This is a genomic window from Neorhizobium galegae (genome assembly GCF_021391675.1).
GTDB classification, from domain to species: Bacteria; Pseudomonadota; Alphaproteobacteria; order Rhizobiales; family Rhizobiaceae; genus Neorhizobium; species Neorhizobium galegae_B.
This window is the reverse complement of the sequence record NZ_CP090095.1, coordinates 322,815-347,496: the sequence shown is the minus strand read 5'-3', so window position 1 is coordinate 347,496 and position 24,682 is coordinate 322,815. Positions and strand designations below refer to the sequence as shown.

At 62.6% G+C, this 24,682-nt stretch carries 27 protein-coding genes; 23 read left to right on the top strand and 4 right to left on the bottom strand.

Going from position 1 to position 24,682, the window contains the following annotated elements:
* Window positions 1–95 precede the first annotated feature (95 nt).
* Window positions 96–1,931 carry an extracellular solute-binding protein gene (locus LZK81_RS01660; protein WP_233954992.1) on the bottom strand — a complete coding sequence of 612 codons (1,836 nt, stop codon included), beginning with the start codon at window positions 1,929–1,931 and terminating at the stop codon, window positions 96–98.
* Between the two features lie 196 nt (window positions 1,932–2,127).
* Here LZK81_RS01660 and mepA point away from each other — a divergent pair, with 196 nt between their 5' ends.
* The 7 genes from mepA to LZK81_RS01625 all read left to right on the top strand — a co-directional run bounded on the left by mepA (window position 2,128) and on the right by LZK81_RS01625 (window position 7,193).
* The gene (gene mepA, locus LZK81_RS01655) at window positions 2,128–3,183 is read left to right on the top strand and encodes a penicillin-insensitive murein endopeptidase (protein ID WP_233954991.1); all 1,056 of its coding nucleotides are present in this window, start codon (window positions 2,128–2,130) and stop codon (window positions 3,181–3,183) included.
* 119 nt (window positions 3,184–3,302) lie between these two features.
* The gene (locus tag LZK81_RS01650) at window positions 3,303–3,683 is read left to right on the top strand and encodes a methylglyoxal synthase (RefSeq protein WP_046638075.1); all 381 of its coding nucleotides are present in this window, start codon (window positions 3,303–3,305) and stop codon (window positions 3,681–3,683) included.
* 8 nt (window positions 3,684–3,691) lie between these two features.
* Window positions 3,692–4,714 carry a glucokinase gene (locus tag LZK81_RS01645; protein WP_233954990.1) on the top strand — a complete coding sequence of 341 codons (1,023 nt, stop codon included), beginning with the start codon at window positions 3,692–3,694 and terminating at the stop codon, window positions 4,712–4,714.
* Window positions 4,715–4,777: 63 nt separating this feature from the next.
* Window positions 4,778–5,125, top strand: a complete 348-nt coding sequence (locus tag LZK81_RS01640; RefSeq protein ID WP_046602943.1) for a hypothetical protein — start codon at window positions 4,778–4,780, stop codon at window positions 5,123–5,125.
* Window positions 5,126–5,159: 34 nt separating this feature from the next.
* On the top strand, window positions 5,160–5,510 hold the full coding sequence (locus LZK81_RS01635) for a hypothetical protein (protein ID WP_046602942.1): 351 nt from the start codon (window positions 5,160–5,162) through the stop codon (window positions 5,508–5,510).
* Between the two features lie 203 nt (window positions 5,511–5,713).
* On the top strand, window positions 5,714–6,532 hold the full coding sequence (gene dapB, locus LZK81_RS01630; protein ID WP_046625462.1) for a 4-hydroxy-tetrahydrodipicolinate reductase: 819 nt from the start codon (window positions 5,714–5,716) through the stop codon (window positions 6,530–6,532).
* Window positions 6,533–6,557: 25 nt separating this feature from the next.
* A complete protein-coding gene (locus LZK81_RS01625) occupies window positions 6,558–7,193 on the top strand; it encodes a 2,3-bisphosphoglycerate-dependent phosphoglycerate mutase (RefSeq protein ID WP_038592256.1) in 636 nt (211 codons plus the stop codon).
* A gap of 29 nt (window positions 7,194–7,222) precedes the next feature.
* On the opposite strand, the gene LZK81_RS01620 is transcribed toward LZK81_RS01625, so the two are convergent.
* Together LZK81_RS01620 and phnF are read right to left on the bottom strand one after the other, a co-directional pair.
* Window positions 7,223–7,765: a DUF6680 family protein gene (locus LZK81_RS01620; RefSeq protein ID WP_233954989.1), complete on the bottom strand. Its 543-nt coding sequence runs from the start codon at window positions 7,763–7,765 to the stop codon at window positions 7,223–7,225.
* 103 nt (window positions 7,766–7,868) lie between these two features.
* The gene (phnF, locus tag LZK81_RS01615; protein ID WP_233954988.1) at window positions 7,869–8,609 is read right to left on the bottom strand and encodes a phosphonate metabolism transcriptional regulator PhnF; all 741 of its coding nucleotides are present in this window, start codon (window positions 8,607–8,609) and stop codon (window positions 7,869–7,871) included.
* Between the two features lie 84 nt (window positions 8,610–8,693).
* Between phnF and phnG the strand changes: the two genes are divergently transcribed.
* From phnG to LZK81_RS01535, 16 genes are all read left to right on the top strand, one after another.
* Window positions 8,694–9,167 (top strand): phosphonate C-P lyase system protein PhnG, encoded by a 474-nt coding sequence (phnG, locus tag LZK81_RS01610; RefSeq protein ID WP_233954987.1) that lies wholly within the window; start codon window positions 8,694–8,696, stop codon window positions 9,165–9,167.
* Window positions 9,167–9,769, top strand: a complete 603-nt coding sequence (gene phnH / locus LZK81_RS01605; RefSeq protein ID WP_233954985.1) for a phosphonate C-P lyase system protein PhnH — start codon at window positions 9,167–9,169, stop codon at window positions 9,767–9,769. Before phnG ends, phnH begins: the two co-directional genes overlap by 1 nt.
* 102 nt (window positions 9,770–9,871) lie before the next feature.
* Window positions 9,872–10,978, top strand: a complete 1,107-nt coding sequence (locus LZK81_RS01600; RefSeq protein ID WP_233954984.1) for a carbon-phosphorus lyase complex subunit PhnI — start codon at window positions 9,872–9,874, stop codon at window positions 10,976–10,978.
* On the top strand, window positions 10,975–11,184 hold the full coding sequence (locus LZK81_RS01595) for a hypothetical protein (RefSeq protein WP_233954983.1): 210 nt from the start codon (window positions 10,975–10,977) through the stop codon (window positions 11,182–11,184). The genes LZK81_RS01600 and LZK81_RS01595 overlap by 4 nt, the downstream gene beginning before the upstream one ends.
* Window positions 11,181–12,062, top strand: a complete 882-nt coding sequence (locus tag LZK81_RS01590; RefSeq protein ID WP_046625455.1) for an alpha-D-ribose 1-methylphosphonate 5-phosphate C-P-lyase PhnJ — start codon at window positions 11,181–11,183, stop codon at window positions 12,060–12,062. Before LZK81_RS01595 ends, LZK81_RS01590 begins: the two co-directional genes overlap by 4 nt.
* On the top strand, window positions 12,059–12,835 hold the full coding sequence (gene phnK, locus LZK81_RS01585; RefSeq protein WP_038592229.1) for a phosphonate C-P lyase system protein PhnK: 777 nt from the start codon (window positions 12,059–12,061) through the stop codon (window positions 12,833–12,835). Before LZK81_RS01590 ends, phnK begins: the two co-directional genes overlap by 4 nt.
* An 11-nt stretch (window positions 12,836–12,846) precedes the next feature.
* On the top strand, window positions 12,847–13,557 hold the full coding sequence (phnL, locus tag LZK81_RS01580) for a phosphonate C-P lyase system protein PhnL (protein ID WP_233954982.1): 711 nt from the start codon (window positions 12,847–12,849) through the stop codon (window positions 13,555–13,557).
* Entirely contained in the window at window positions 13,554–14,171 is a 618-nt protein-coding gene (locus LZK81_RS01575) for a DapH/DapD/GlmU-related protein (RefSeq protein WP_046602933.1), read from the top strand. Before phnL ends, LZK81_RS01575 begins: the two co-directional genes overlap by 4 nt.
* Before the next feature lie 115 nt (window positions 14,172–14,286).
* On the top strand, window positions 14,287–15,144 hold the full coding sequence (gene phnC, locus LZK81_RS01570) for a phosphonate ABC transporter ATP-binding protein (protein ID WP_233954981.1): 858 nt from the start codon (window positions 14,287–14,289) through the stop codon (window positions 15,142–15,144).
* Window positions 15,145–15,224: 80 nt separating this feature from the next.
* Complete coding sequence (phnD, locus tag LZK81_RS01565; protein ID WP_046609437.1) at window positions 15,225–16,136, top strand: phosphonate ABC transporter substrate-binding protein; 912 nt, start codon at window positions 15,225–15,227, stop codon at window positions 16,134–16,136.
* A 71-nt stretch (window positions 16,137–16,207) separates the two neighbouring features.
* Complete coding sequence (gene phnE / locus LZK81_RS01560) at window positions 16,208–17,188, top strand: phosphonate ABC transporter, permease protein PhnE (RefSeq protein ID WP_233954980.1); 981 nt, start codon at window positions 16,208–16,210, stop codon at window positions 17,186–17,188.
* Window positions 17,188–18,531, top strand: coding sequence for a phosphonate ABC transporter, permease protein PhnE (phnE, locus tag LZK81_RS01555; RefSeq protein WP_233954979.1), 1,344 nt, complete (start codon window positions 17,188–17,190; stop codon window positions 18,529–18,531). Before phnE (LZK81_RS01560) ends, phnE (LZK81_RS01555) begins: the two co-directional genes overlap by 1 nt.
* Before the next feature lie 112 nt (window positions 18,532–18,643).
* Window positions 18,644–19,357 (top strand): DUF1045 domain-containing protein, encoded by a 714-nt coding sequence (locus LZK81_RS01550; RefSeq protein ID WP_233954978.1) that lies wholly within the window; start codon window positions 18,644–18,646, stop codon window positions 19,355–19,357.
* Window positions 19,354–20,493, top strand: coding sequence for an alpha-D-ribose 1-methylphosphonate 5-triphosphate diphosphatase (locus LZK81_RS01545; protein ID WP_233954977.1), 1,140 nt, complete (start codon window positions 19,354–19,356; stop codon window positions 20,491–20,493). The genes LZK81_RS01550 and LZK81_RS01545 overlap by 4 nt, the downstream gene beginning before the upstream one ends.
* Window positions 20,493–21,092: a phosphonate metabolism protein/1,5-bisphosphokinase (PRPP-forming) PhnN gene (phnN, locus tag LZK81_RS01540; RefSeq protein WP_233954975.1), complete on the top strand. Its 600-nt coding sequence runs from the start codon at window positions 20,493–20,495 to the stop codon at window positions 21,090–21,092. The genes LZK81_RS01545 and phnN overlap by 1 nt, the downstream gene beginning before the upstream one ends.
* Before the next feature lie 77 nt (window positions 21,093–21,169).
* Entirely contained in the window at window positions 21,170–21,466 is a 297-nt protein-coding gene (locus tag LZK81_RS01535) for a hypothetical protein (protein WP_046602925.1), read from the top strand.
* Window positions 21,467–21,475: 9 nt separating this feature from the next.
* Here the strand turns inward: LZK81_RS01535 and polA are convergent, their stop codons facing one another.
* Entirely contained in the window at window positions 21,476–24,466 is a 2,991-nt protein-coding gene (polA, locus tag LZK81_RS01530) for a DNA polymerase I (protein WP_233956422.1), read from the bottom strand.
* Window positions 24,467–24,682: the final 216 nt, after the last annotated feature.

The window sequence follows — 24,682 nt, the reverse complement described above, 5'->3', positions numbered from 1 at the left end:
GCCGATCAAATGGCTCTTTCCTCTTTTTGCGGTGCGAATCATGTGGGCTCATTTGGAACAGGTGCCGGTCGGCGGCGCAAGTCCGTGCCCAATCTTCACTTCGCGGCGCTTCTGGCCGACCAGGTCTCGGGGAAACCTATGCTGTATTCCGGCAGTCTCTGCGGATGCGTGATGCGGTTCCAGTAGGCGATCCTCGCTTCGCCGGAATAGAACATCGGGACCACATAGTGGTTGGCGAGCAGCACCCGGTCCATCGCCTTGACGGCTGCCACCTGATCTTCCCGGTTCGGCGCGAAGGTGATCATGGTGATCAGCTGATCCACCGCTGGATCGGCGATGCCTGCATAGTTGCGTGATCCCGGCCGGCTAACGGACGCCGATCCCCAGTAGTCCGCCTGTTCGTTGCCGGGGTTCATGGTCTGGGCCCAAACCCCGTACATCATGTCGTAGTCAAAGCTGCGGATTCGATTGATGTATTGCGATGCGTCGACTATCCGGAGCCGGACATCGATGCCGATTTTCTTGAGACTTGTCACATAGGGCATCACGGTGCGCTCCTGCGACTGGCTGTTCAGGAGAATTTCGAAACCCAGGGGCTGCCCGGTCTTGGCATTGACCATCCGATTGCCCTTCAACTCCCAGCCGGCCCCCTTCAGCAGGCTGATGGCCGTGCGCAGGTTATCGCGCACCTTGTTGGGGTCGCCACCGACGGGGTTGGTATAGGGGGTCGTAAACACCCGCGCCGGAACCTTGTCCTTCAACCCGTTGAGAATCTCCAGTTCCTTTCCCTGGGGCAGGCCGGAGGACGCAAGCTCGGTGCCCCAGAAGAAGCTGTCGACCCGCTTCAAGCCGCCATAGGCGAGGTTCTTGTTGAGATCCTCGAAGTCATAGGCGTAGTTCAGCGCTTCGCGGACCCGCGCGTCCTTGAAGATGTCGCGCCGCATGTTCGGCACGAAAGCCTGCATGACGCCGACGGCCTTGAACGGATTGGTCAGCGCTTCCTTGATCACCCGCCCGTCCTTCACCGCGTCGAAATCGTAACGCGTGATCCAACGGCTCGAACTGTTTTCCTGGCGGTAGTCGATCGTACCGGCCCGGAAGGCCTCGAATTCCACGTCGGCATCCGAAAAATAGGTATAGCTGATCGTCCGGAAGTTATACTGGCCGAGATTGATCGGCAGGCTCTTGCCCCAGTAATCGTCGCGCAGCTCGTAGCGAATGGTGGAGCCCGGCTGAACGGCCCCGATCTTGTAGGGTCCGGACCCGATCGGCGGCTCCAGCGTGGTGCGGGAAATGTCGCGCTGGTTGCCCTGTGCGTCCTTGCCTTCCCACCAGTGCTTGGGCAGGATCGGGAAGTCGCCGACGATCGAAGGCAGTTCGCGATTGTTCTTTTCGTCGAAGCGGAAGGTCACTTCGCGGTCGCCGGTCTTTTCAGCACCGGTGACATGCCGATAGTAGCCGGAATAGAGGGCGCTGTGCTCCTTCAGCTTCTCCAGGCTGAAGATCACGTCTTCCGGAGTGACCGGCTGGCCGTCCGGCCATTTCGCCTCCTGCCTCAAGCGGAACGTCACCGAAGACACGTCGTCCGGATAGGACACGGCCTCGGCCAAAAGGCCGTAGGTGCCGAAAACCTCGTCCTCCGACCGCTTCATGAGCGTGTCGTAGATCAGGCTCAAACCCGAAGCCGCGGCACCCCGGTCGATCACCAGGTTGAGGTTGTCGAACGTGCCTTCGTCGCCGAGGCGCAGCTCGCCGGCCTTCGGCGCGTTTACATCGACATAGGGGAGCTGCTTGAAGCCTTCCGGCAGCTTGAGGTCCCCGACAACGGCCATGCCATGCCGCCATTTCGGTTCCTGGGCCGGCACGCTCGACGCTGCGAAAACCGTCGCCAGGGCGATCGCGAAACCTACCTTCAGCCGAGCCAGAACCATTCGTTACCTCTTCCGAGTTTCTCTGTTGCAGTGAAGCATAGGACAAAAGGCGGCGAAAAACAGGAGTTCGGCGCTCACATCCGTTTTATCCGGCGTTTATCTTCCGGAAATCGGCAAGGCTTCCACCATCTCCATTTCACCAAAATCCTGTTTCACGGTAGATTCGAGGCGATCAGGTGATTTGCGGCGGATGGGCATGAGATCGATTTCGGGTACTATTTTGCGGCTGACGGTGACCGCTTTCCTTTGCGGCGCGTTCGCGGGATCGGTGGCAGCGCAGGAAGGCACGCCGGCGAAACAGCTTTTTGGCACCTTGAAGCTCCCGAGCATGGCGGAGGCGGAACCGCTCGGTTTCTATGCGAAGGGTTGCATGTCCGGCGCCGTGGCGTTGCCGACCGATGGGCCGACCTGGCAGGCGATGCGCCTCTCGCGCAACCGCCGCTGGGGCAATCCGGCGATGATCGCACTGCTCGAACGGTTCTCTGGCGATGCCGCAAGGCTCGGCTGGGGTTCTGGCATTCTCGTCGGCGACATTTCGCAGCCCCGCGGCGGCCCGATGATCACAGGCCATGCCTCACACCAGATCGGCCTCGACGCCGATATCTGGTTCACGCCGAAGCCCGCCCAGCCTCTGAGCGCCCAGCAACGCGAAAGTCTGCCGTTCACCTCCATGCTCGACAAGAGCAAATTCCTGACCGTCGATCCCAGTCGCTGGACCAGCACTCACGCCAAGGTCGTCATGCAGGCGGCGAGCTATCCGCAGGTGGAGCGGGTCTTCGTTAACCCGGCCATCAAGAAGAAGCTTTGCGAAACCTGGACCGGCGATCGAAGCCTGCTCGGCAAGGTCCGGCCGATCTACGGCCATGACGAACATTTCCATATCCGCATCCACTGCCCGGCCGGCGCTACGGCCTGCCAGAGCCAGGCGCCGGTCGCCAAGGGCGACGGCTGCGACAATTCCCTCGCCTGGTGGTTCAGCAAGGAGCCGTGGGCGCCGCCGCCGAAGCCGGACCCGAACAAGAAGCCGGTCAAGCCTCGCCAGGTCATGCTCTCGGATCTCCCGAAAGCCTGTGCAGCCGTGCTTGCCGCCCCCTCGCGCTCCGAAGACGACGCGACCTTCGGCGGCAGCGCCGTGGCCTACACGGCTCAGCCTGCCGCGTCGGCACCGGCAAAGACTATCGAGGCGATCGTCAACGATCCGCCGCCCGCTTCCGATGACATGCCGATCCCGACACCGCGTCCGCTGCAATAGTTCCGGATGAGGCCGGCAATCGAAACCGCCGGTCTCGACGCCACCTTTCCAAGAACGAAGCGGCACGCTAGAACGCGTCACAAATCGATTGAATATCGTTCTGGTGAGGATACCCAATCATGTCGGCCAAGCCCTGCATCGCGCTGATCGCGCACGACCAGAAGAAGAACGATATGGCGGATTTCGCCCGCCATCACCAGGTGGCGCTTTCGCGCTTCCGCATCGTCGCCACCGGCACGACCGGCGGCCGGGTTCAGGATGCCTGTCCGGGCCTCGAAGTGACGCGGTTGAAGAGCGGCCCGCTCGGTGGCGACCAGCAGATCGGCGCGATGATCGCCACCGGCGAGGTCCAGATGCTGGTGTTCTTCATCGACCCCTTGAGCGCCCTTCCCCACGACGTCGACGTCAAGGCGCTAACGCGGCTTGCGACCGTCTACGACATTCCCATGGCGCTCAACCGCGCCACAGCCGAAAAACTCATCGACTTTCAGAAGGACTAAGCTTCCCGATGGCCGATAACATGAAGACCGACAAGCTGCCCTTTCCGATCCTGATCGGCGATATCGGCGGCACCAATGCCCGCTTCTCGATCCTCCTCGACGCCGATGCGGAACCGAAGCCGTTCCCGAACGTGCGCACCGCCGACTACCCGACGATCGATGACGCGATCCAGAAAATCGTGCTCGACAGGAGTTCGGTACAGCCCCGTTCGGCGATCCTTGCCATCGCGGGGCCGATCGATGGCGACGAGATCGATCTGACCAATTGCGACTGGGTGGTGCGGCCGAAAGGCATGATCGCCGATCTCGGTTTCGAGGACGTGCTGGTCGTCAACGATTTCGAAGCCCAGGCGCTTGCCGTCGCGACCATGCCCGACGAATACCGCGAGACGCTTGGGCCCAACAACGAGCCGCATATGGCGTCGCGCGTGGTGCTCGGCCCGGGTACCGGCCTCGGCGTCGCAGGCCTCGTCTATGCGCGGCACATGTGGTTCCCGGTTCCCGGCGAAGGCGGACATGTAGATGTCGGCCCGCGCTCGGAACGGGATTTCGAGATTTTTCCGCACCTCAAGCGCATCGAGGGCCGCGTCTCTGCGGAAGAAATCCTGAGCGGACGCGGCGTCGTCAACATTTATCAGGCCGTCTGCGCGGCCGACGGGCTGCAGCCAGCGTTTTCCGATCCGGCGGACGTCACGGCCCACGGTCTGAACGGCACGAATTCCCAGGCCGTCGAAACGCTTTCGCTATTTGCCACCTATCTCGGCCGGGTCGCGGGCGACATGGCGCTGATCTTCATGGCACGCGGCGGCGTCTATCTCGCCGGCGGCATCTCGCAGAAGATCGTTCCGGCGCTGAAAGGCCCACAGTTCCGCGCCGCCTTCGAGGATAAAGCGCCGCATACGGAGCTGATGGGCACTATCCCCACCTTCGTGGTGACCCATCCGCAGGCGGCGCTGGCCGGCCTGGCAAGCTTCGCCCAGGCCCCCTCGGCCTACGGAATTTCAACGGACGGCCGCCGCTGGCGCTGTTAGGCTCTTGCGCTTTTTCAATTCCTGATGGAAATATGGCGCCCATTGAGTGAGGGACATATTTTCATGTTTTCTAATATTTTCCGTGGCTTAGCAATTTCTGTGCTCTGCGTTGGCCTGACAGGCTGCCTGACGGAGGACAAGTATGAAGCGGCAGCCGAAGCATTAAAGGGAAGTGCGTCTCTCCGTGAGAAGTTTGTCGTGAAATGCGTCGGAGAAGGTCACGACTGGAACGCTCGATCGCGTGAAGCCTACTCTTGGTATGTCAGCGTAGCGGATTCCAAAAATCCTCGCCTGCTTTGCCAGCGTATCGTCAATTCAATCGCTTCCGGCAAGATGAAGTACAAGGATTGGCAGTCTTTCAATGAAGACGAACCCACCAAGGGTGCCATCGCATCCTTGCAAGGTAAGTAGCCTTGGCCCGCCGCATATCAATTGGGATTGAACCATGCTGATCCGTTCTTATCGGATGATGGCGGTTGCCATCGTCACGTCGGCGCTTGCAAGCTGTGCGACGCAGGCGACGCCTGAGAAATACCAGGCGGCTTCCAGCGCACTCGAAGGCAGTGCCGCTTTGCGTACCAAGACGATTGCCCAGTGCGTCCAGCAGAATTGGCGCAAGGAGACAATCGAAAATCTGGCACTTCTGCTGGACGTATCCGAAAGCAAGGCCACGGCTCTTGGCTGCCAGCGCGTGATCAATGGAATGGCGTCCGGCAAATTGACCTATGAAGACTTCGAAAAAGCGCGACGGGGCGATATGACCGCGAAAGTCGTCAAGGTTCTGCAGGGCCGCTGATACGAAACTGGGAAGCATCTCCTTGCATCAAGCGGCAAACCGGGAAGGCGTGGCTCTGCATTGGAGGCCATACTCCGGGCTAGTGGTTCGACAAAAAAGCGTCTCATTCTCGGCACTTGCACTGGATCGTGACGGGCTCTAGGTTCGTCGCGAAATTCGCAATCGCCGACAAACATTCCAAACAGCCAAGGACTGCGCCGCGCATGACCGCAAATGACATGAAACTCGTGGTGGTTGGTGCTGCAGGCCGGATGGGCCAGGCCATGATCCGGGTCATCCATGAAACAGCAGGCGTGACGCTGCACGCGGCCGTTCAGCGCGAAGGTTCGCCGTTCATCGGCAAGGACGCCGGCGAGCTTGCGGGTGTCGGAACTCTCGACGTTCCAATAACCTCCGATCCGCTGAAGGCTTTTCTCGATGCCGACGGCGTGCTCGATTTCACCACGCCGGCGACCAGCGTCGCCTTCTCTGTCCTCGCCGCACAGGCACGGATCGTCCATGTGATCGGTACGACCGGCTGCTCGGTCGAGGACGAGGAAAAATTCAGGGCGGCCGGCCGTCATGCGCGCGTCGTCAAGTCCGGCAATATGAGCCTCGGCGTCAACCTGCTCGGTGTGCTCGTCGCGCAGGCGGCGAAGGCCTTGCCCGCCGCCGGGTGGGATATCGAGATCGTCGAAATGCATCACAAGCACAAGGTCGATGCGCCATCCGGAACGGCACTGCTGCTCGGCGAAGCGGCAGCGCAAGGCCGCGGCATCGATCTCGCAAGCCAATCCGTCAGGGTGCGCGACGGTCATACGGGCGCCCGCCCGACCGGCACGATCGGATTTGCGACGCTGCGCGGCGGCTCGGTCGTCGGCGACCATTCCGTCGTACTTGCCGGCGAAGGCGAACTGGTGACGCTCTCGCACAGCGCGCGCGACCGCTCGATCTTCGCCCGCGGCGCGGTTGCCGCGGCGCTCTGGGCGCGCGACAAGAAGCCCGGCCACTATTCCATGCTCGACGTGCTCGGGCTTTCCTGAAAATCTTCCCGGAGGAATTCATCCCATGAGCGGAACTCTCGTCCTCGTTCGTCACGGCCAGAGCGACTGGAATCTCAAGAACCTTTTCACAGGCTGGCGCGATCCGGATCTGACGCCGCTCGGCATCCAGGAAGCCGAGGCCGGCGGCGAAGCGCTGGCGGCAACGGGCATCAAGTTCGACATTGCCTTCACCTCGGTGCTGAAGCGCGCCCAGGACACATTGAAGATCGTCCTCGACAAGGTCGGCCAACCGGATCTCGAGACGATCCGCGACCAGGCGCTTAACGAGCGCGACTACGGCGATCTTTCCGGCCTCAACAAGGACGATGCGCGCGCCAAGTGGGGTGAGGAGCAGGTGCATATCTGGCGCCGTTCCTACGACATTCCGCCGCCGGGCGGCGAAAGCCTGCGCGATACCGGCGCCCGGGTCTGGCCCTACTACATGACGGAAATCCTGCCGCGCGTGCTGCGCGGCGAAAAGGTCCTCGTCGCCGCGCACGGCAATTCGCTTCGCTCGCTGGTGATGGTTCTCGACCGACTCAGCAAGGAAGAAATCCTCAAGCTCAACCTCGCGACCGGCGTGCCGATGGTCTACACGCTCAAGGCAGACTCGACCGTCGCTTCGAAGGACGTTCTCGGCGACATGTCCGGCGCGCACTGAGCTTCTGCTTCTGCCGAATCCACCCCTTCCTAGGGAAGGGGTGGGCTCAGTAGAATCTCACCGTCTCCTTGCGGCCCATTGTGGATTTCCACGGGGAGTGCGGCGCTTCCGCTGAGTATGCGAACAATTCCTTCGCGGATAATTTGCTGATGCGCCTCAAGCTCTTCGTGAGCTTTTGGAGAGTATATTTCCCTACTAATTTCAACTTTGGAAAACTCGTAACCTACAGTTGGTGCCATTTTATGAAGAAGATCTATAAATAGATCGACACGCTTTTGACCCCAGATTGCCAAATTAGCATTATCTTGAGACAAGTGATCGAGGTAATGCTTCCAAGCCTCGACTACTGCTTTAGAAGATTTTTTTCTGCCGTAAAATTCCAAAGCTATTGAATTCAGAGCTTCAACATGGGCTGGAGAGACGGATGCCGCTCTAGTAGCCATTAACGTCCGAAATATCTGAAGACGCCGATTACGATTTTCACGGCCCCGCTCCAAAAACTTTTGGACCTGTATTGCTAAAATCGGGCCTGCAAGCGTTGCGAGGATAATCATCCAATCAGAGGTCGACATCGGGAATCACCAGTTTCGAGCTTTAAGATCGTACCACTGAAACGAGTGCCAGCGAGAAATCTCGGATTTTGCTCCACATGATTGTTGACGTCTGGTTTATAGCTCAATTCTCGATCGTGAACTGCACCATGTCGGCGGGAAAGCGGCTGACGGCATATTGCACCGGCACGCCTTCCGTATCGGTGTTGAGCGCCCGGGCGACGAGGATGATGGCACCCGGCGATAGCTGCAGATCGGCGAGATCCGCGCCATCCGCATGGGTCGCGGTCACTTCCGTCGAGACACGCAGATAGTCCGAAAGGCCGAGCATCCGGAACGCAACCGTGATCGAGCCGCTTTTGCTATAAGCCTCCTCGATGCCGCCGAAACGGTCGGCCGGAAACCAGGTCGTCGAGCGGGAAACCGGGCGGTGATCCGCTTTCCTCAGCGTTTCCAGCCGGATCACCTGCGCACCTTCAGGAATGCGCAGCCGGGTCGACAGGTCGACTGAGGCCGGTTCCTGGGCCGAATGCAGCAGCAGGCCTTCCTTTTCCCGCGCCTGGTCGCCGATGCCCTCGCTGAACCTCGTGCGCCGCGTGATCGGGAAGTTCAGCCGTTCCTTGCGCTCGATCAGCGTACCGCGCCCCTGTACCGAACGTACGATGCCCTCCTGAGCGAGGGCGGCAAGCGCGCTCCTGACCGTATGGCGATTGACGCCGAATTGCGCGGCCAGCGTGAATTCCGGCGGCACCTTGCCGGTCGCGTCGTAGTCGCCATCGGCGATCGAGGCGCGAATGCGGTCGGCGATCTGCCGCCATAGCGCTACGCCGTTTTGACGGTGAACGTTTGTCTGCCCCGTATCCATGTCACACGCTTGTTATATCCCGAAGTTAGTAGTACATATAACTTGTATGGTTGTCTATATCAATAGACATTTAGGAGCTTGGCAATGGACCTGGCGAAACAAATCGAGCCGAATGCAGAAATCGCCGCGCGCCGTCGCGCCGTTGGGCTTCTTGCACGCGCGACGACGGACGAACTGCATGCCGCCTGGGAAAAGCTTCCAGCCAAACCGGAGGTCAAGCCGGTGCGCGGCCCCGAGACCGGACTGGTGATGGTCCGCGGTCGCATCGGCGGCGGCGGCGCACCCTTCAATCTCGGCGAGGCGACGGTGACGCGTGCGACCGTGCTTCTGGCATCCGGAACTGCCGGCCATGCGCAGGCGCTCGGCACCGCGAAGCCGAATGTCCGGCTCGCAGCCATTTTCGACGCGCTCTGGCAGGAGGACGGCACGCGCGATTTCGTGGAGGCCACGTTGCTCGGTCCGATTGAGGCCCGCGTCGCCACGGAAGATAAACAGAAGGCGGAGGAGACGGCCGCGACCCGCGTCGATTTCTTCACCATGGTACGGGGGGACGACTGATGAACATCAAGACACAAGCGCTTTCCGGCGGGTTTAGAGAACCGGTCTTCGAATCCCAGGACGTGTTCCGCATGCTGATGGACAGCATGGCCCGTCCGGGAACGATCCGTACCGTCGGACCGGATGTCGGCCAGCCGGAGCCGCTGGGAGGAGCGGCCGGGGCGATCGCCGTGACGCTCTGCGACCATGAAACGTCCGTGTGGCTGAGCGCCGGGCTTTTCAAATCGGCCGTCGGCGAGTGGATCGGCTTCCACACCGGTGCGCCGATCACCCGCGAGAAGGCCGAGGCCCGCTTCGCCTTCGTAGAGGCCGGCGCGACGCTTGCCTCGTTCGGCCTCTTCTCGGCCGGCACCCAGGAATATCCGGACCGTTCCACGACGCTGGTGATCGAGGTCGCAGCACTTGGCGAAGGCCTGCCGCTGACGCTGACCGGCCCCGGCATTCCGCACGCGACCACCGTCATGGTGAAGGGCCTTCCGGAAGTTTTTTTGCGGCTGTGGGCCGACAACCGGGCGCTCTTCCCGCGTGGCGTCGATGTCATCCTGACGGCCGGCAAAAATCTGTTGTGCCTGCCGCGGACAGTACGCATCGCCACCCAGTAAACGGTCGACTGACTTTTTAACCTTGGGGCCGCCGCTCGGGGCCAAATGACCAAACCTTCCCGCATCTTGATGGGATGCCGGCAATGGCCAGGAGAATGAACCATGTATGTTGCCGTCAAGGGTGGCGAGGCCGCCATCAACAACGCTCACAGGCTGCTGGCCGACCGGCGTCGGGGTGATCGCTCGCTTCCTTCCGTCACCATCGGGCAGATCGTCGAGCAACTGGGCCTCGCCGTGGACCGTGTGATGGCCGAGGCCTCGCTTTATGACCGGGCGCTCGCAGCGCTTGCCATCCGCCAGTCGCGCGGCGACATGATCGAGGCGATCTTCCTGCTGCGCGCCTATCGCACCACGCTGCCTCGCTTCGGCTCTTCCGTTCCGGTCGATACCGCTGCCATGAAGGTCGAGCGACGCGTTTCGGCGACCTACAAGGACCTGCCGGGCGGCCAGCTTCTCGGGCCGACATTCGACTACACCCACCGTCTGCTCGATCCTTCGCTGCTCACCGACGAACCGGTCGATGAGCCGGAACGCCGCGACACGCCGCAAGAGCACATCATGCGGGTCTCCGACATTCTCGCCCATGAAGGCCTGATCGAAGCGGATGGCGAGTTTTCCGAGGACCATCAGGCCGGCGACCTCACCCGCGAGCCGATGGAGTTTCCGATGAGCCGGGATCTGCGCCTGCAGGCGCTCGCCCGCGGCGACGAGGGTTTCCTGCTGGCGCTCGGCTACTCCACCCAGCGCGGGTACGGCCGCAACCATCCGTTCGTCGGCGAAGTCCGCATCGGGGAAGTGGAAGTCGAGATCGAAGTTGCAGAACTCGGTTTTGCCGTCTCGCTCGGCCGCATCCGGATCACCGAATGTCAGATGGTCAATCAGTTCAAGGGTTCGTCGAAGGCGCCGCCGCAGTTCACCCGCGGTTACGGCCTGGTGTTCGGCCAGAGCGAGCGCAAGGCGATGTCGATGTCGCTGGTGGATCGCGCCCTGCGGGCCGAAGAACTCGGCGAGGACATCACCGCGCCGGCGCAGGACGAGGAATTCGTGATCTCGCATTCGGACAATGTGCAGGCGACCGGTTTCGTCGAGCATCTGAAGCTGCCGCACTACGTCGATTTCCAGGCCGAGCTTGCGCTGGTGCGCAGGATGCGCGCCGATATCGAAGCCACCAGAAATGGCGGAAAAGACATACGGGAGGCGGCGGAATGACCGAAATCGCCGCACATTCTTCAGTCGCCGCCGTCTCCTCCATCGCCGCCATCCGCGTCAAAACTGCTGCTGCCCTTTCCCGGTCCAAAGATGGCGCGATAGAGCAGCGCGAGCGCGATAAGGCCGAAGAGCACGATACTCGAAAGCGTCTCGGCACTGAGTTCCATGAACTGCCCTCCCAATTGCTCAAAGGTAACCGTAAATGACGGACCTCGCCACTTACAACTTCGCCTATCTCGACGAGCAGACGAAGCGGATGATCCGCCGCGCGATTCTCAAAGCGATCGCCATCCCCGGTTACCAGGTGCCGTTCGCGTCGCGCGAAATGCCGATGCCCTATGGCTGGGGAACCGGCGGCGTGCAGGTGACGGCCGCGATCATCGGCCCGGAAGACGTGCTGAAGGTGATCGACCAGGGCGCCGACGACACGACCAACGCGGTCTCCATCCGCGCCTTCTTCCAGAAGGTCGCCAATGTTGCGGTCACCACCCACACCAAGGACGCGACGATCATCCAGACCCGCCACCGCATTCCCGAGCACAAGCTCGCCGAGGGCCAGATCCTCGTCTACCAGGTGCCGATCCCGGAACCCTTGCGCTTCCTCGAGCCGCGCGAGACCGAGACCCGCAAGATGCATGCGCTGGAAGAATACGGCCTCATGCATGTGAAGCTCTACGAGGATATCGCCCATAACGGCCGCATCTCGAAGACCTATGCCTATCCGGTGAAGGTCGCGGGCCGCTACGTGATGGACCCGTCGCCGACGCCGAAGTTCGATAATCCGAAGATGCACCGGTCGGAGGCGCTGCAGCTGTTCGGCGCCGGCCGCGAGAAGCGCATCTACGCGGTGCCGCCTTATACGGACGTCGTCAGCCTCGATTTCGAGGATCATCCGTTCGAGATCCAGACCTTCGACAAGCCCTGCGCGCTCTGCGGCGCCGAGAATGTCTATCTCGACGAAGTGGTACTCGACGACAAGGGCGGCCGCATGTTCGTCTGTTCGGACACCGACAATTGCGAGGACCGCCGCGAACACGGCCATGTCGGCGCCATGCTGGCGCCAGCCAAGGAGGCAGCGGAATGACCGACACCCCTCTTCTCAAAGTCAGCGGCGTCTCGAAATTCTACGGCAGCCGGATCGGCTGCAAGGACGTGTCCTTCGACCTGTGGCCGGGCGAAGTGCTCGCCATCGTCGGCGAATCCGGCTCGGGCAAGACGACGCTGCTCAACTGCCTGTCGACCCGGCTGATGCCGACGACCGGCAGTGTCGAATACCGGATGCGCGACGGCAATTTCCGCGACCTCTACCACATGAGCGAGGCCGAACGGCGCTTCCTGATGCGCACCGACTGGGGCTTCGTGCACCAGAACCCGGCGGACGGCCTGCGCATGACGGTCTCGGCCGGCGCCAATGTCGGCGAGCGGCTGATGGCGGTCGGCGACCGGCATTACGGCAAGATCCGCGAGACGGCGAGCGACTGGCTGACCCGCGTCGAAATCGGCACCGACCGCATCGACGACCAGCCGCGCGCCTTTTCCGGCGGCATGCGCCAGCGCCTGCAGATCGCCCGCAATCTGGTGACCGGCCCGCGCCTCGTGTTCATGGACGAGCCGACCGGCGGCCTCGACGTCTCGGTCCAGGCCCGCCTGCTCGACCTCGTGCGCGGCCTCGTCAACGATCTCGGCCTGTCGGCGATCGTCGTCACCCACGACCTCGCGGTCGCGCGTCTCCTGTCACATCGGATGATGGTGATGAAGGACGGCCATGTGATCGAGCATGGGCTGACCGACCGGGTGCTCGACGATCCGCGCGAGCCTTATACCCAGCTTCTCGTCTCTTCCATTCTTCAGGTCTGAGGAGAATACCGATGGCCACACCTCTCGTCGTTTCCGAGGTCTTCAAGAGCTTCACCATGCATCTGCGCGACGGCATCAAGCTGCCGGTCGTCAAGGACGTGAACTTTTCCGTTGCAAGCGGCGAATGCGTCGTGCTCGGCGGCCCGTCAGGCATCGGCAAGAGCTCGATCCTGAAGATGCTCTACGGCAACTACGCCGTCGATGCCGGGCAGATCCTCGTCGATCACAACGACCGGATCGTCGATATCGCCCGCGCCGATCCGCGCACCGTGCTCGACGTGCGCCGCCATACGCTCGGTTATGTCAGCCAGTTCCTGCGCACCGTTCCGCGCGTCTCCGCGCTCGACGTGGTCACCGAACCGCTCGTCGCCCGCGGTATCGCAGCGCCGGAAGCGCGTGACAAGGCGGCCGAGCTTCTGGCCAAGCTCAATCTGCCGCGGGAGCTCTGGAGCCTGCCGCCCGCGACGTTTTCGGGTGGCGAGCAGCAGCGGGTCAACATCGCCCGCGGTTTCATCACCAGCCACCGCATCCTGCTCCTCGACGAGCCGACCGCGTCGCTCGACGCGGTCAACCGGCGCGTCGTCGTGGAGATGATCGCGGACAAGAAGCGCGAGGGCGTTGCGCTTCTCGGCATCTTCCACGACGAGGAAGTACGCGAGGCCGTGGCTGACCGCGTTCTCGACGTCTCCCAATTTTCTCCGCGAAAGGCAGTTGCCGCATGAGCGTCAAAGTAGGGCTCGAGCCCGCGATCCACGAAACGGCAAATGTCAGCAATTCCACGCTCGGCCCGTATACGGAAGTTTCCGAGCGCTGCCGCATCAGCGAGGCCGAGATCGGCGCCTATTCCTACATCATGCAGGACGGCTCGATCTGGTGTGCGACGATCGGCAAGTTCGTCAACATGGCGGCCTCGGTGCGCATCAACGCCACCAACCACCCGACCTGGCGGGCGACGCTGCACCACTTCACCTATCGCGCCGCCAGCTACTGGGACGATGCCGAGGACGAGAAGAGTTTCTTCGAATGGCGGCGCGACCACCGCGTCACGATCGGCCATGACGTGTGGATCGGGCATGGCGCCACCGTGCTGCCGGGCGTCACCGTCGGCAACGGTGCAGTGATCGGCGCCGGCGCGGTCGTCTCCAAGGACGTGGCGCCCTATACGATCGTCGGCGGCGTACCGGCAAAACTCATCCGCGAGCGTTTCACGAAAGCGGTCGGCGAAGCGATGGACCGGCTTGCCTGGTGGGACTGGGATCACTTGAAACTGAGGGCTGCTCTCGATGATTTCCGGGCACTTTCGGCAGAGGAATTCGTGTCGCGTCATGCCAGGTAACGGAAGCGCGGCAGGCGCTTCCGGAATATAATAAAACCGACATAAATCCGACATTCAGACTTCATCAACCATCGCTATCGAGCTCTCAGAAAAAAAGCTGAATTGGCGAGAGAGCATGAAGTTCGAATTGAGGGATATCACCCGCCGTTTCGGCGACCGTATCGCGGTGAGCGCCGTGAACGTCGAGATTCCCCAGGGCCAGATGGTTGGCATCATCGGCCGCTCCGGCGCCGGCAAGTCGACCCTGCTGCGCATGATCAACCGCCTGCAGGAGCCGAGCTCCGGCTCCATCTACTTCAACGGCACCGAGGTCTCTTCCCTCAAGGGCCGGGCGTTGCGCAACTGGCAGCGCGACTGCGCGATGATCTTCCAGCAGTTCAACCTGGTCCCGCGTCTCGACGTGATGACCAACGTGCTGCTCGGCCGTCTCAACCACCGTTCGACGACGATGAGCCTCCTGAAAATCTTCAGCCGCGACGAGCGCGTCATGGCGATGGCGGCGCTTGAGCGGCTCGGCATCGAACAGACTGCGCTGCAGGCTGCAGGAACACTCTCCGGCGGCCAGCAGCAGCGCGTGGCGATCGCCCGGGCGCTGGTGCAGGCACCGAAAATGATGCTGGCCGACGAGCCTATCGCCTCGCTCGATCCGCTCAACGCCAAGATCGTCATGGATGCGCTGCGCGACATCAACGAGCGCGAAGGCATCACGGTCATCACCAATCTGCACACGCTCGATACGGCCCGCAGCTATTGCGAGCGTATCATCGGCATGGCGGGCGGCCGCGTCGTCTTCGACGGCCCGCCGCAGGAGCTCAACGCCGGTGCGGTGCGCGAAATCTACGGCTCCGACAGGGATGGCGCCGGGATCGACGAGACCATGACATCGACCAGCCTTGCCCCTGCCCGCCGCGGCGAGGCTGCGGTCGCGATCGACACATCCGGCATGGTGGCCGAAACCGCCGCCATGCGCTGACCCGTTTCCGGCTGCGACCCGCGGCCGGAAGACTGACGCCCTTTCCGGGTTGACCACCCCAATCACCAAAGGAGACTTCCATGTCTGCATTCCGCAAGATCCTGATGGCGACGATCGCCATCGCAGCCGTTGCCGGCCAGGCCCACGCCCAGAGCGCACCGGTTCTGCGCATCGGCCTCGACGGCGGCGAAAACGAAGCCGACCAGGTCCGCCGCACCGAATGCGTCAAGCCGGGCCTGATCGCCGCGACCGGCGCTTCGGACGTCAAGCTCTTCCCGTCGCCGAACTACAACGGCGTCATCCAGGGCCTGCTCGGCGGCACGATCGACCTGGCCGTCATGGGCGCGTCCTCTTACGCTTCGATCTACATCAAGGACCCGAACGCCGTTACCCCGGTCCTGACCACCAAGCAGGCTGACGGTTCGACCGGCTACTACTCGATCATGGTCGCCCGCAAGGATTCGGGCATCAAGACGCTCGCCGACGCCAAGGGCAAGAAGATCGGCTTCGCCGATCCGGACTCGACCTCCGGCTATCTCGTGCCGAACGTCGCCCTGCCGAAGGACGTCGGCATGCCGGTCAAGCAGTACTTCTCCGAAACCGGCTTCGGCGGCGGCCACGAGAACCTCGTTCTCGGCATCCTCGACAAGAAGTTCGACGTCGGCACCACCTTCGGTTCGGCCGTCGGCGACTGGGCACAGGGCTATTCGTCCGGCAACCTGCACATCATGGTCTCCAAGGGCCTGCTCGACATGGACGACATCGTCCAGGTCTGGAAGTCGCCGCTCATCCCCAACGGCCCGCTGATGGTTTCCAACAAGCTTTCGGACGACATGAAGAAGAAGGTGACCGCCTTCTTCGCCGAGCTGCCGAAGAAGGACAAGTCTTGCTTCGAGAGCTTCACGGGCGGCGGTTACGTCGACTGGTCGCCGGTCGACCAGAAGTTCTACCAGACAATCATCGACGCTCGTAAGGCTGTCATCGGCGGCTGATCCAACGTCTGATCAATATCCTGCGGCGGCATCATGACGATGCCGCCGCTCGTTCAACAAGGATACCCAGAATGGCGCACGCGGCCGGACCCGCCCAGTTCAGCGGGCTGCAGGAAAGCTCCCGCACCATCCTCGACCATTATCAGCAACAGGTGCGGACCCGGCGGATCTATACCGTCGTTTCCATCGTCGTTTTCCTGATCGTGCTCGGCGCGTCGCTGGATTTCGCCAACGAGGCCAATTCCGGCAAGTTCTTCGAACGCCTTCCCTATTTCTTCGATTTCTTGAAAAGCTTCGTGCCGAACAGCCCGCTGGAAATCTTCCGCGCCATGTTCGACCTGCCGTCGCCCTATGCGGACGGATCGATCAAGTTCGACTATACGAGCGACCGTGTCTGGATCACCGACAGTTTCTATATTCCAAACTTCTTCTACCAGCTGGCGATCACCATCAACATCGCCATCGTTTCGACCATCCTCGGCGCCACGGGCGCCTTCCTTCTCTGCTTCTTCGCCTCCACCAATCTCGTCGGCGCCGGTCTCACGCGCTGGGTGGTGCGGCGCATCATGGAAATCCTGCGCGCCTTTCCGGAGATCGTCGTCGCCGGCCTGCTGGCCGCGATCCTGTCGATCGGTCCGATCGCGGCGATCATCGCCGTGTCGATCCACACAATAGGCGCGCTCGGAAAGCTGTTCTTCGAAGTGGTCGAGAATGCCGACATGAAGCCGGACGAGGGCCTGCGCGCGTCCGGCGCCAGCTGGCTGGAGCGCGTCCGCTTCGCGATCCTGCCGCAGGTCCTGCCGAATTTCGTCTCCTACACGCTGCTGCGCACCGAGATCAACGTGCGCGCCTCGACCATTATCGGCGCCGTCGGCGGCGGCGGCATCGGGGAGGTGTTCAGCCTGTCGATCGGCCGCGACCACGCCGCCAAGACCTATGCGATCATCATCCTCCTGCTGGTCACCGTCATCTGCGTCGACCAATTCTCGGCCTGGCTGCGCCGCCGGCTGATCGGCAAGCAATCGTTCGAATTCGGCCGGGGAGCTGCCTGATGTCCAATCTCGCCGTCAATGCAGCCGATCGCGAACGCCTGCTCGCCGCCTATCCGGAAGTCTTTCACCGCAGCCTCATGCAGCGCTGGGGCCTGGCGATCGCGGCCGTCGCGGTCTTCGTCTATCTCGCTTTCTGCTTTTCCTTCTTCAACGTCATCCCGACCTTCGCCAACGGCAACTGGGATCGCGCGGCGATCTACCTCCAGGACTGGTATTCATGGCGCGCGCAGCCGCGCCTGCGCTTCCAGAATGGCCAGGTCGTGCCGCAATGGACGAGCCGCCGCCAATATCCGGACGGCGCGGCGATCGACTGGCTGAAGCCCACCTCCAACGGCGGTTACACGGTGATCTTCGGTAGCGACGACCGGCTCGACGTGACCCCGAGCCAAGTCGACGTCTATATCGACGGCAAGCTCTATCCCGTAGCGATCAGAGGGGACCGAGCGGTTCTGCCGGCCGGTGCGCCGGCGCGGATGGTGCAGGACGACAACAAGGTCAATGTCCGTTTCGGCTTTGCCGGCCAGGCGGAAATCCGCAACAACCAAGTCTATGTGCAGCGGCGTTTCCTCGGCTGGGCGAATTTCTTCTTCGACACCCAATCGCCGTTCTGGGGCCGCAGCGTCACCAGCGTGGCCGGGCTGATGCTCTTCGGCGAGCGGCTCGATCCGGCCCAATCCAATCCCTCGCTGGCGCTCGACAATTTCTTGAACAATGGCAGCTGGCAGCACGGCGATATTCTCTCCAAGCTGATGCAGACGCTGGTCATGGCCTTCGTCGGCACGCTGTTTGCCACCCTCATCGCCTTCCCGCTCGCCTTCGTCGCGGCGCGCAACATCACCACGAGCCGGCCAGTCAACTGGGGCATGAAGCGCTTCTTCGACTTCCTGCGCTCCATCGACATGCTGATCTGGGCCCTGTTCTTCACCCGCGCCTTCGGGCCGGGGCCGCTCCCGGGGATCGCCGCCATATTCTTCACGGATACCGGTGCGCTCGGCAAAGTCTATTCGGAAGCGCTGGAGAATGTCGACGACAAGCAGCGCGAGGGCGTCAAGTCGGTAGGTGCCGCGCCGGTCATCGTGCAGCGTTACGGCGTGGTGCCGCAGGTCCTGCCGATCTTCATCTCGCAATCGCTGTATTTCTGGGAGTCCAACACCCGTTCGGCAACCGCGATCGGCGCTGTCGGCGCGGGCGGTATCGGCCTCAAGCTGCTCGAATCCATGAAGACCAATGCCGATTGGGACAAGGTTGCCTACATGGTTCTGCTGATCCTCCTGGTGGTCTTTGTCTTCGACAATCTCTCCAACGCGCTGCGTTCGCGCGTCATGGGCAAAAAGGGCTCCTGACAGGCCGGATTATCATCATTCTGTCATGGAAATCTTTTAGCCGGGGGTCCTGTTTCGCGGGCCGGCGCGCAGGTAAGGTCGGCCGGCCTTCTCCTGATTCCGGAATCCCGTTTTGCGCTACGCTCTCTATTTTTCGCCCGCCGAAAACCATCCGCTGACGAAAGCGGCAGTGCATTGGCTCGGCCGTGACGCGTTTACCGGCGAGACGTTTCCGACGCCCGATGTCGAAGGCCTGTCCCCCGATACCGTCCATGAACTGACCGCCGATCCGCGGCGCTACGCCTTTCACGCGACGCTCAAGGCGCCCTTCGAACTGCATCCCGAGCGGACGGAAGCGGAGCTGATCAAAGCCGCCGAACGCTTTGCCGCAGAGACCGCGGCGTTCGACATCCCGAACGTCATCGTCGGCCAGCTGGGGCGGTTCTTCGCGCTGGTTCCCGATACCATCTATCCGGAGCTCCAGCATTTTGCCGGACGCGTCGTCGAAGAGTTCGGACATTTTCGCGCGCCGCTGTCGGAGGCCGACATCGCGCGGCGTAAACCTGATATGTTAAGCTCCGCCCAACGCGCCAATCTCGACCGCTGGGGTTATCCTTATGTCATGGACGAGTTCCGCTTCCACATGACATTGACCGGGCAGGTTCCGCCCGAGCAGGCGCCCATCATGCGCCGCGAGCTCGACCGCCGCTTCGCCGATTTCGCCAACGCGCCGCTGACCATCGATGGGCTCTCCATCTTCGTGGAGCCCGAGCGCGGCGCACCCTTCATCGCCTATCGCTGGCTGCCGCTGGCGTCCGCCTTCGAAAACAGAAAGACCGCATCATGACCGTCGAACTCGTGCTCACCAATGCCCGCATCGTGCTCGAGGACAGCGTGATCTCCGGCTCCGTCCAGATCCGGGACGGCAAGATCACCGACGTTTCGGAAGGCAATGTCCATACCGGCGAGGATTTCGAGGGCGACTATCTGATCCCGGGCCTGGTCGAACTTCATACCGACCATCTGGAACAGCATTATTCGCCGCGGCCGGGCGTGCGCTGGAACACTACGGCGGCGATCCAGGCCCATGACGCGCAGATTGCCACCTCCGGCATCACCACCGTCTTCGACTGCCTGCGGATGGGCGCCGACGAGGACGGCGGCTTTGCCCACGGCGAAATGCGTGCCATGGCGGACGCGATTGCCGCCGCCGGCGCCCATGGCCGCCTGCGCTCCGAACACTTCCTGCACCTGCGCTGCGAAGTCTCCGCTGACAATTGCATGGAGCATTTCGTCGACTTCGAGAACGATTCGCATGTGCGGCTCGTCTCGCTGATGGATCACGCGCCGGGCCAGCGGCAGTTCCAGACCATGGATCAGTACACCCTGTATTACCAGAAGAAGCGCGGCCTCAGCGACGAGGCGTTCGCTGCCTTCGTGGCCAAGCGCCAGGGAGAATCGGCACGCAACGCGACGCCGCACCGCGTTGCGATCTCCAAGGTCTGCGCCGAGCGCGGCATCACCGTCGCAAGCCATGACGACGCGACGCTCTCCCATGTGGACGAGGCGATCGACAACGGCGTCCGGCTGGCGGAATTCCCGACCAGTTTCGATGCGGCAAAGGCTTCGCACGAAGCGGGCATGAGCGTGCTGATGGGCGCGCCGAATATCGTTCGCGGCAAGTCGCATTCCGGCAATATCGCCGCCCGGGATCTCGCCGAACGCGGCGTGCTCGACGTGCTCTCCTCCGATTACGTGCCGCTCAGCCTGCTGCATGCGCCCTTCGTGCTCGCCTCGGAGGTCGAGAGCATCTCGCTGCCGAAGGCGCTCGCCATGGTCACCTCGACCCCTGCCCGCACCGTCAGCCTCGACGACCGGGGCCGGATCGCGACCGGGCTGCGTGCCGATATCGTCCGCGTCCATCACGAGGAGGGGGTTCCCGTCTCCCGCGCCGTCTGGCGGGAAGGCCGGCGGGTCGCCTGATGGACGCCAGGCCGACAGCGACGGAACCGGAGCGAAGCGGCTGCATGGTCGCGGTCGTCGGCCCGAGCGGGGCCGGCAAGGACACGCTGATGGCCTATGCCGCCCGGTTCTTCGAGGGCCGCGATGACGTCGTCTTCGTACGGCGCGTCATCACCCGCAACGCCGCCGCCGGCGGTGAAGACCATGATGGCGTTTCCGAAGCAGAATTCGAGGCTCTGGAACGGGCCGGCCGTTTTGCGGTTTCCTGGGCCGCCCACGGCCTGCGATACGGCATTCCCGTGGAGACGAAAGAGGCCATGGCCAAAGGCCAGCTGGTCGTCGCCAACGGCTCGCGTTCCGCGCTTGCCCGGTTCAAGGATACCTATCCGTCGCTGGTGGTCATCAACATCACCGCAAGCCTGGACGTGCTCGCGGCCCGGCTCGAGGCGCGCGGACGGGAAACGCGCGAGGAGATACTTCGGCGTCTCGAACGTAGCTCGCTTACCGTGACCGGCGACTACCAGGTGGTGACGATCGACAATAGCGGATCGCTTGAGGATGCCGGCAGGGCCTTGGTCGACGCCCTCAACGGTTGCTTTACGAGCCGTCCGATTGGTTAGCGAAAAACGCTCGATCGTCCTTTAAAGCCCCTGACCCGGCTCTATGTGCCTTTTCTTATATTAAGAAAGGAAAAATCATGGGCCAGAGCAAGCCGCGCGAAGGGCAACGACCCGATGGGGCGACCGCCATCGATCTGGAAGCGCGCGTCGTTGTTCTGGAAATCGTCTCCATGACGGCGTTGGCGCTTGCCATGGACACGTCCGAAAACGCAGATATCGAGCACGCCCGCGGGATCAGCAACCTCGTTCTCGAAGCCGTGCACCAACGCTGTCACGAGATGAACATGCCGGAGGATGCGCGGCTCACCGCCTGCACCTATGCAGACGAGCTGCTTTCGACCGCGCTCCTGTCTCTCTATCCGCAGGAACACTGAGCCTCAAGCTCAATGCGCTTCGTCCCAATTGCTGGCGGCGCGAGCATCGACCTTCAGCGGCACCCGCATCGAGATCGCCGGCATGGCCGCGTGCTCCATGGTCGAGATGATCACCGGCAAGGTCTTGTCGATCTCTTCGTCTTCGACCTCGAAGATCAGTTCGTCGTGCACCTGCAGCAGCATACGGGCCTTTCCGTCCAGTCCGGCCGTTTCCAGCGCCGATTCCATCTTCGCCATCGCGCGGCGGATGATGTCGGCGGCCGAACCCTGGATCGGCGCATTGATCGACGCACGTTCGTTGAAAGCGCGCACCGAAGGGTTGGAGGACTTGATCTCCGGATAATGCGCCCGGCGGCCGAAGATCGTCTCGACGTAGCCGTTCTCGCGCGCGAAGGTCTTGGTGCTTTCCATGTAATCGCGGATGCCCGGGAAACGCTCGAAATACTTCTTGATGTAGTCGCCCGCTTCCGAGCGTTCGATCGACAGCTGGTTGGCCAGCCCGAAAGCGGAAATGCCGTAGATGATGCCGAAGTTGATCGCCTTGGCGCGGCGGCGCACTTCGCTTGGCATGCCTTCGACCGGCACGCCGAACATTTCCGAGGCAGTCATCGCGTGAATGTCGATCCCGTCGGCAAAGGCCTGGCGCAGCTGCGGAATGTCGGCCACATGCGCAAGCACCCGCAGCTCGATCTGGCTGTAGTCGGCGGAAACCAGTTTGTGGCCGGGCGCCGAGATGAAGGCGGTGCGGATCTTGCGGCCTTCCCCCGTGCGCACCGGAATGTTCTGCAGGTTAGGCTCGGAGGAGGACAGGCGGCCGGTCGTTGTCGAGGCCAGCGCATAGGAGGTGTGCACCCGCCTGGTCTCGGGATGGACGTAACCCGGCAACGCATCGGTATAGGTGGATTTCAGTTTGGTGAGCTGGCGCCAATCGACGATCTTGCGCGGCAGGGGATGACCTTCGGCGGCCAAGTCTTCCAACACGCTGGCCGAGGTCGACCACTGGCCGGTCTTGGTCTTGGCGCCGCCCGGCAGGCCCATCTTGCCGAACAGGATGTCGCCGAGCTGTTTCGGCGAACCGATGGTGAACTTTTCTCCCGCCAACTCGTAGATCTCGTCTTCGAAGGCGGCGGCCCGCTGGGCAAGCTCTCCCGAAAGCCTGGACAGGATCTGCCGGTCGATGGTGATGCCGCGCTCTTCCATGCAGGCGAGCACGGAAACCAGCGGCCGCTCGAGCCGTTCATAGATGCGCGTCAGGCCCGCGGCCGCCAGCTGCGGCTTCAGCACCATCCACAGGCGCAGCGTCACGTCGGCGTCTTCCGCCGCATAGGCGGTTGCCTTGTCGATATCGACGAAATCGAAGGTGACGCCCGCCTTGCCGCTGCCGGCAACTTCCTTGAAGGTGATCGGCTTGTGGTTCAGCCAGCGTTCCGACAGCGCGTCCATGCCGTGGCTCGCCTTGCCGGCTTCCAGCACATAGGACATCAGCATCGTGTCGTCGTAACCCTCGACGGTGATGCCGTGGCGCCTCATCACGAGGTAGTCGAATTTCAGGTTCTGCGCCACTTTCAGGACCGACGGGTCCTCCAGCAGCGGCTTCAGGCGCGCCAGCGCTTCCCTGGTCGGGATCTGGTTTTCGGCAAGCCCGCCGCCGAGCAGATCGCCGACGCCGGTCTTGTGGATCAGCGGCACATAGGCCGCGCGGATTTCAAGGCCGGACGGGTTGGCGATATTGTCGGCAAGCGCGAGCGAAAACCCGACCAGCTCCGCCTGCATCGGATCGAGCGATGTGGTTTCCGTATCGAAGGCGACGAGACCGGTTTCCTGTGCCGCGCGGATCCAGTCGTCCAGCACCGTCAGGTCGCGGATGGTCACGTAGCAGCTCGGATCGAGTTTGGCCTTGGCAAAGGCTTCAATGCGTGTCTCAGCGAGTGCGGCCGGCGTTGCCGCCTCCATGCCCTTGGCGACCGGCGCCTTGACGGGATTGGCGGGCGCTTCGGCCGCTGCCTCGCCGGTATCGACCGCTGCCGCGCCGCCGGCATCGAGATCCGGGCCGCGGGCGGCCTGACCCCATTCGACGTTGACGACGGCGGGCTCGATGGCATCGGCATCGCAGTTGCAGGCGGCGGCGACGCGGCGCGTCAGCGTGCCGAATTCCATGGTCTTCAGGAAACCGACCAGTTTCGGGCCGTCCTGCGGCTCCAGCACCAGCGCATCGAGATCAAGGTCCAGAGGCACATCGAGCCGCAGCGAGACGAGCCGGCGCGAAAGGCGGGCGAGATCCGCATTGGCGACGATGTTCTCGCGGCGCTTCACCTGCTTGATTTCGCCGGCGCGGGCAAGCAGCGTGTCGAGATCGCCGAATTCTTCAAGAAGCTGGGCTGCCGTCTTCGGGCCGATACCCGGAATGCCCGGCACGTTGTCGACCGAATCGCCGACCATAGCCTGCAGGTCGATCATCTTCTCCGGCGGCACGCCCCATTTCTCGATGACGTCCGGAATGCCGATCTGCTTGTCCTTCATGCTGTCGTACATATGGACGTTCGGCGTCACGAGCTGCATCAGGTCCTTGTCCGACGAGACGATGGTCACATCGGCGCCGGTCGCCTCCGCCTGGCGGGCGTAGGTCGCGATGATGTCGTCCGCCTCGAAACCTTCGGTCTCGATACAGGGCAGGTTGAATGCGCGGGTCGCCTGGCGGATCAGGCCGAATTGCGGGATCAGCTCTTCCGGCGGCGCCGAGCGGTTCGCCTTATAGGCGTCGTAGAGATCCTTGCGGAAGGTCTTGGAGGAATAGTCGAAGATGACCGCGAAATGGCTGGGCGTCACGCCGACCGAGGTGTCGCGCGCATCGGTCAGCAGCTTCCACAGCATGTTGCAGAAGCCCGATACGGCGCCGACCGGCAGGCCGTCGGATTTGCGGGTGAGCGGCGGCAACGCGTGGAAGGCGCGGAAAATGAAGCCGGAACCGTCGATAAGGAAAAGATGATCGCCTTTTTTCATGGCGCAAGGAATAGCGTGGGGCATTTGATCCGTCCACGAAAACTTCGCTGCCGCGAAGCCTCCCGCCCTCACCGGAACGTTACCGATTTGTAATATGCCTTTCTCTTGAAAAGCCCGGTTCGGCCCCACATTTCCTACTCACCGGCGATTGATCACGCCGCAGTCTGGCAGCCGGCATGTCCCCCGCCGAACCAGACCGGACAAAGGCCTATCCCC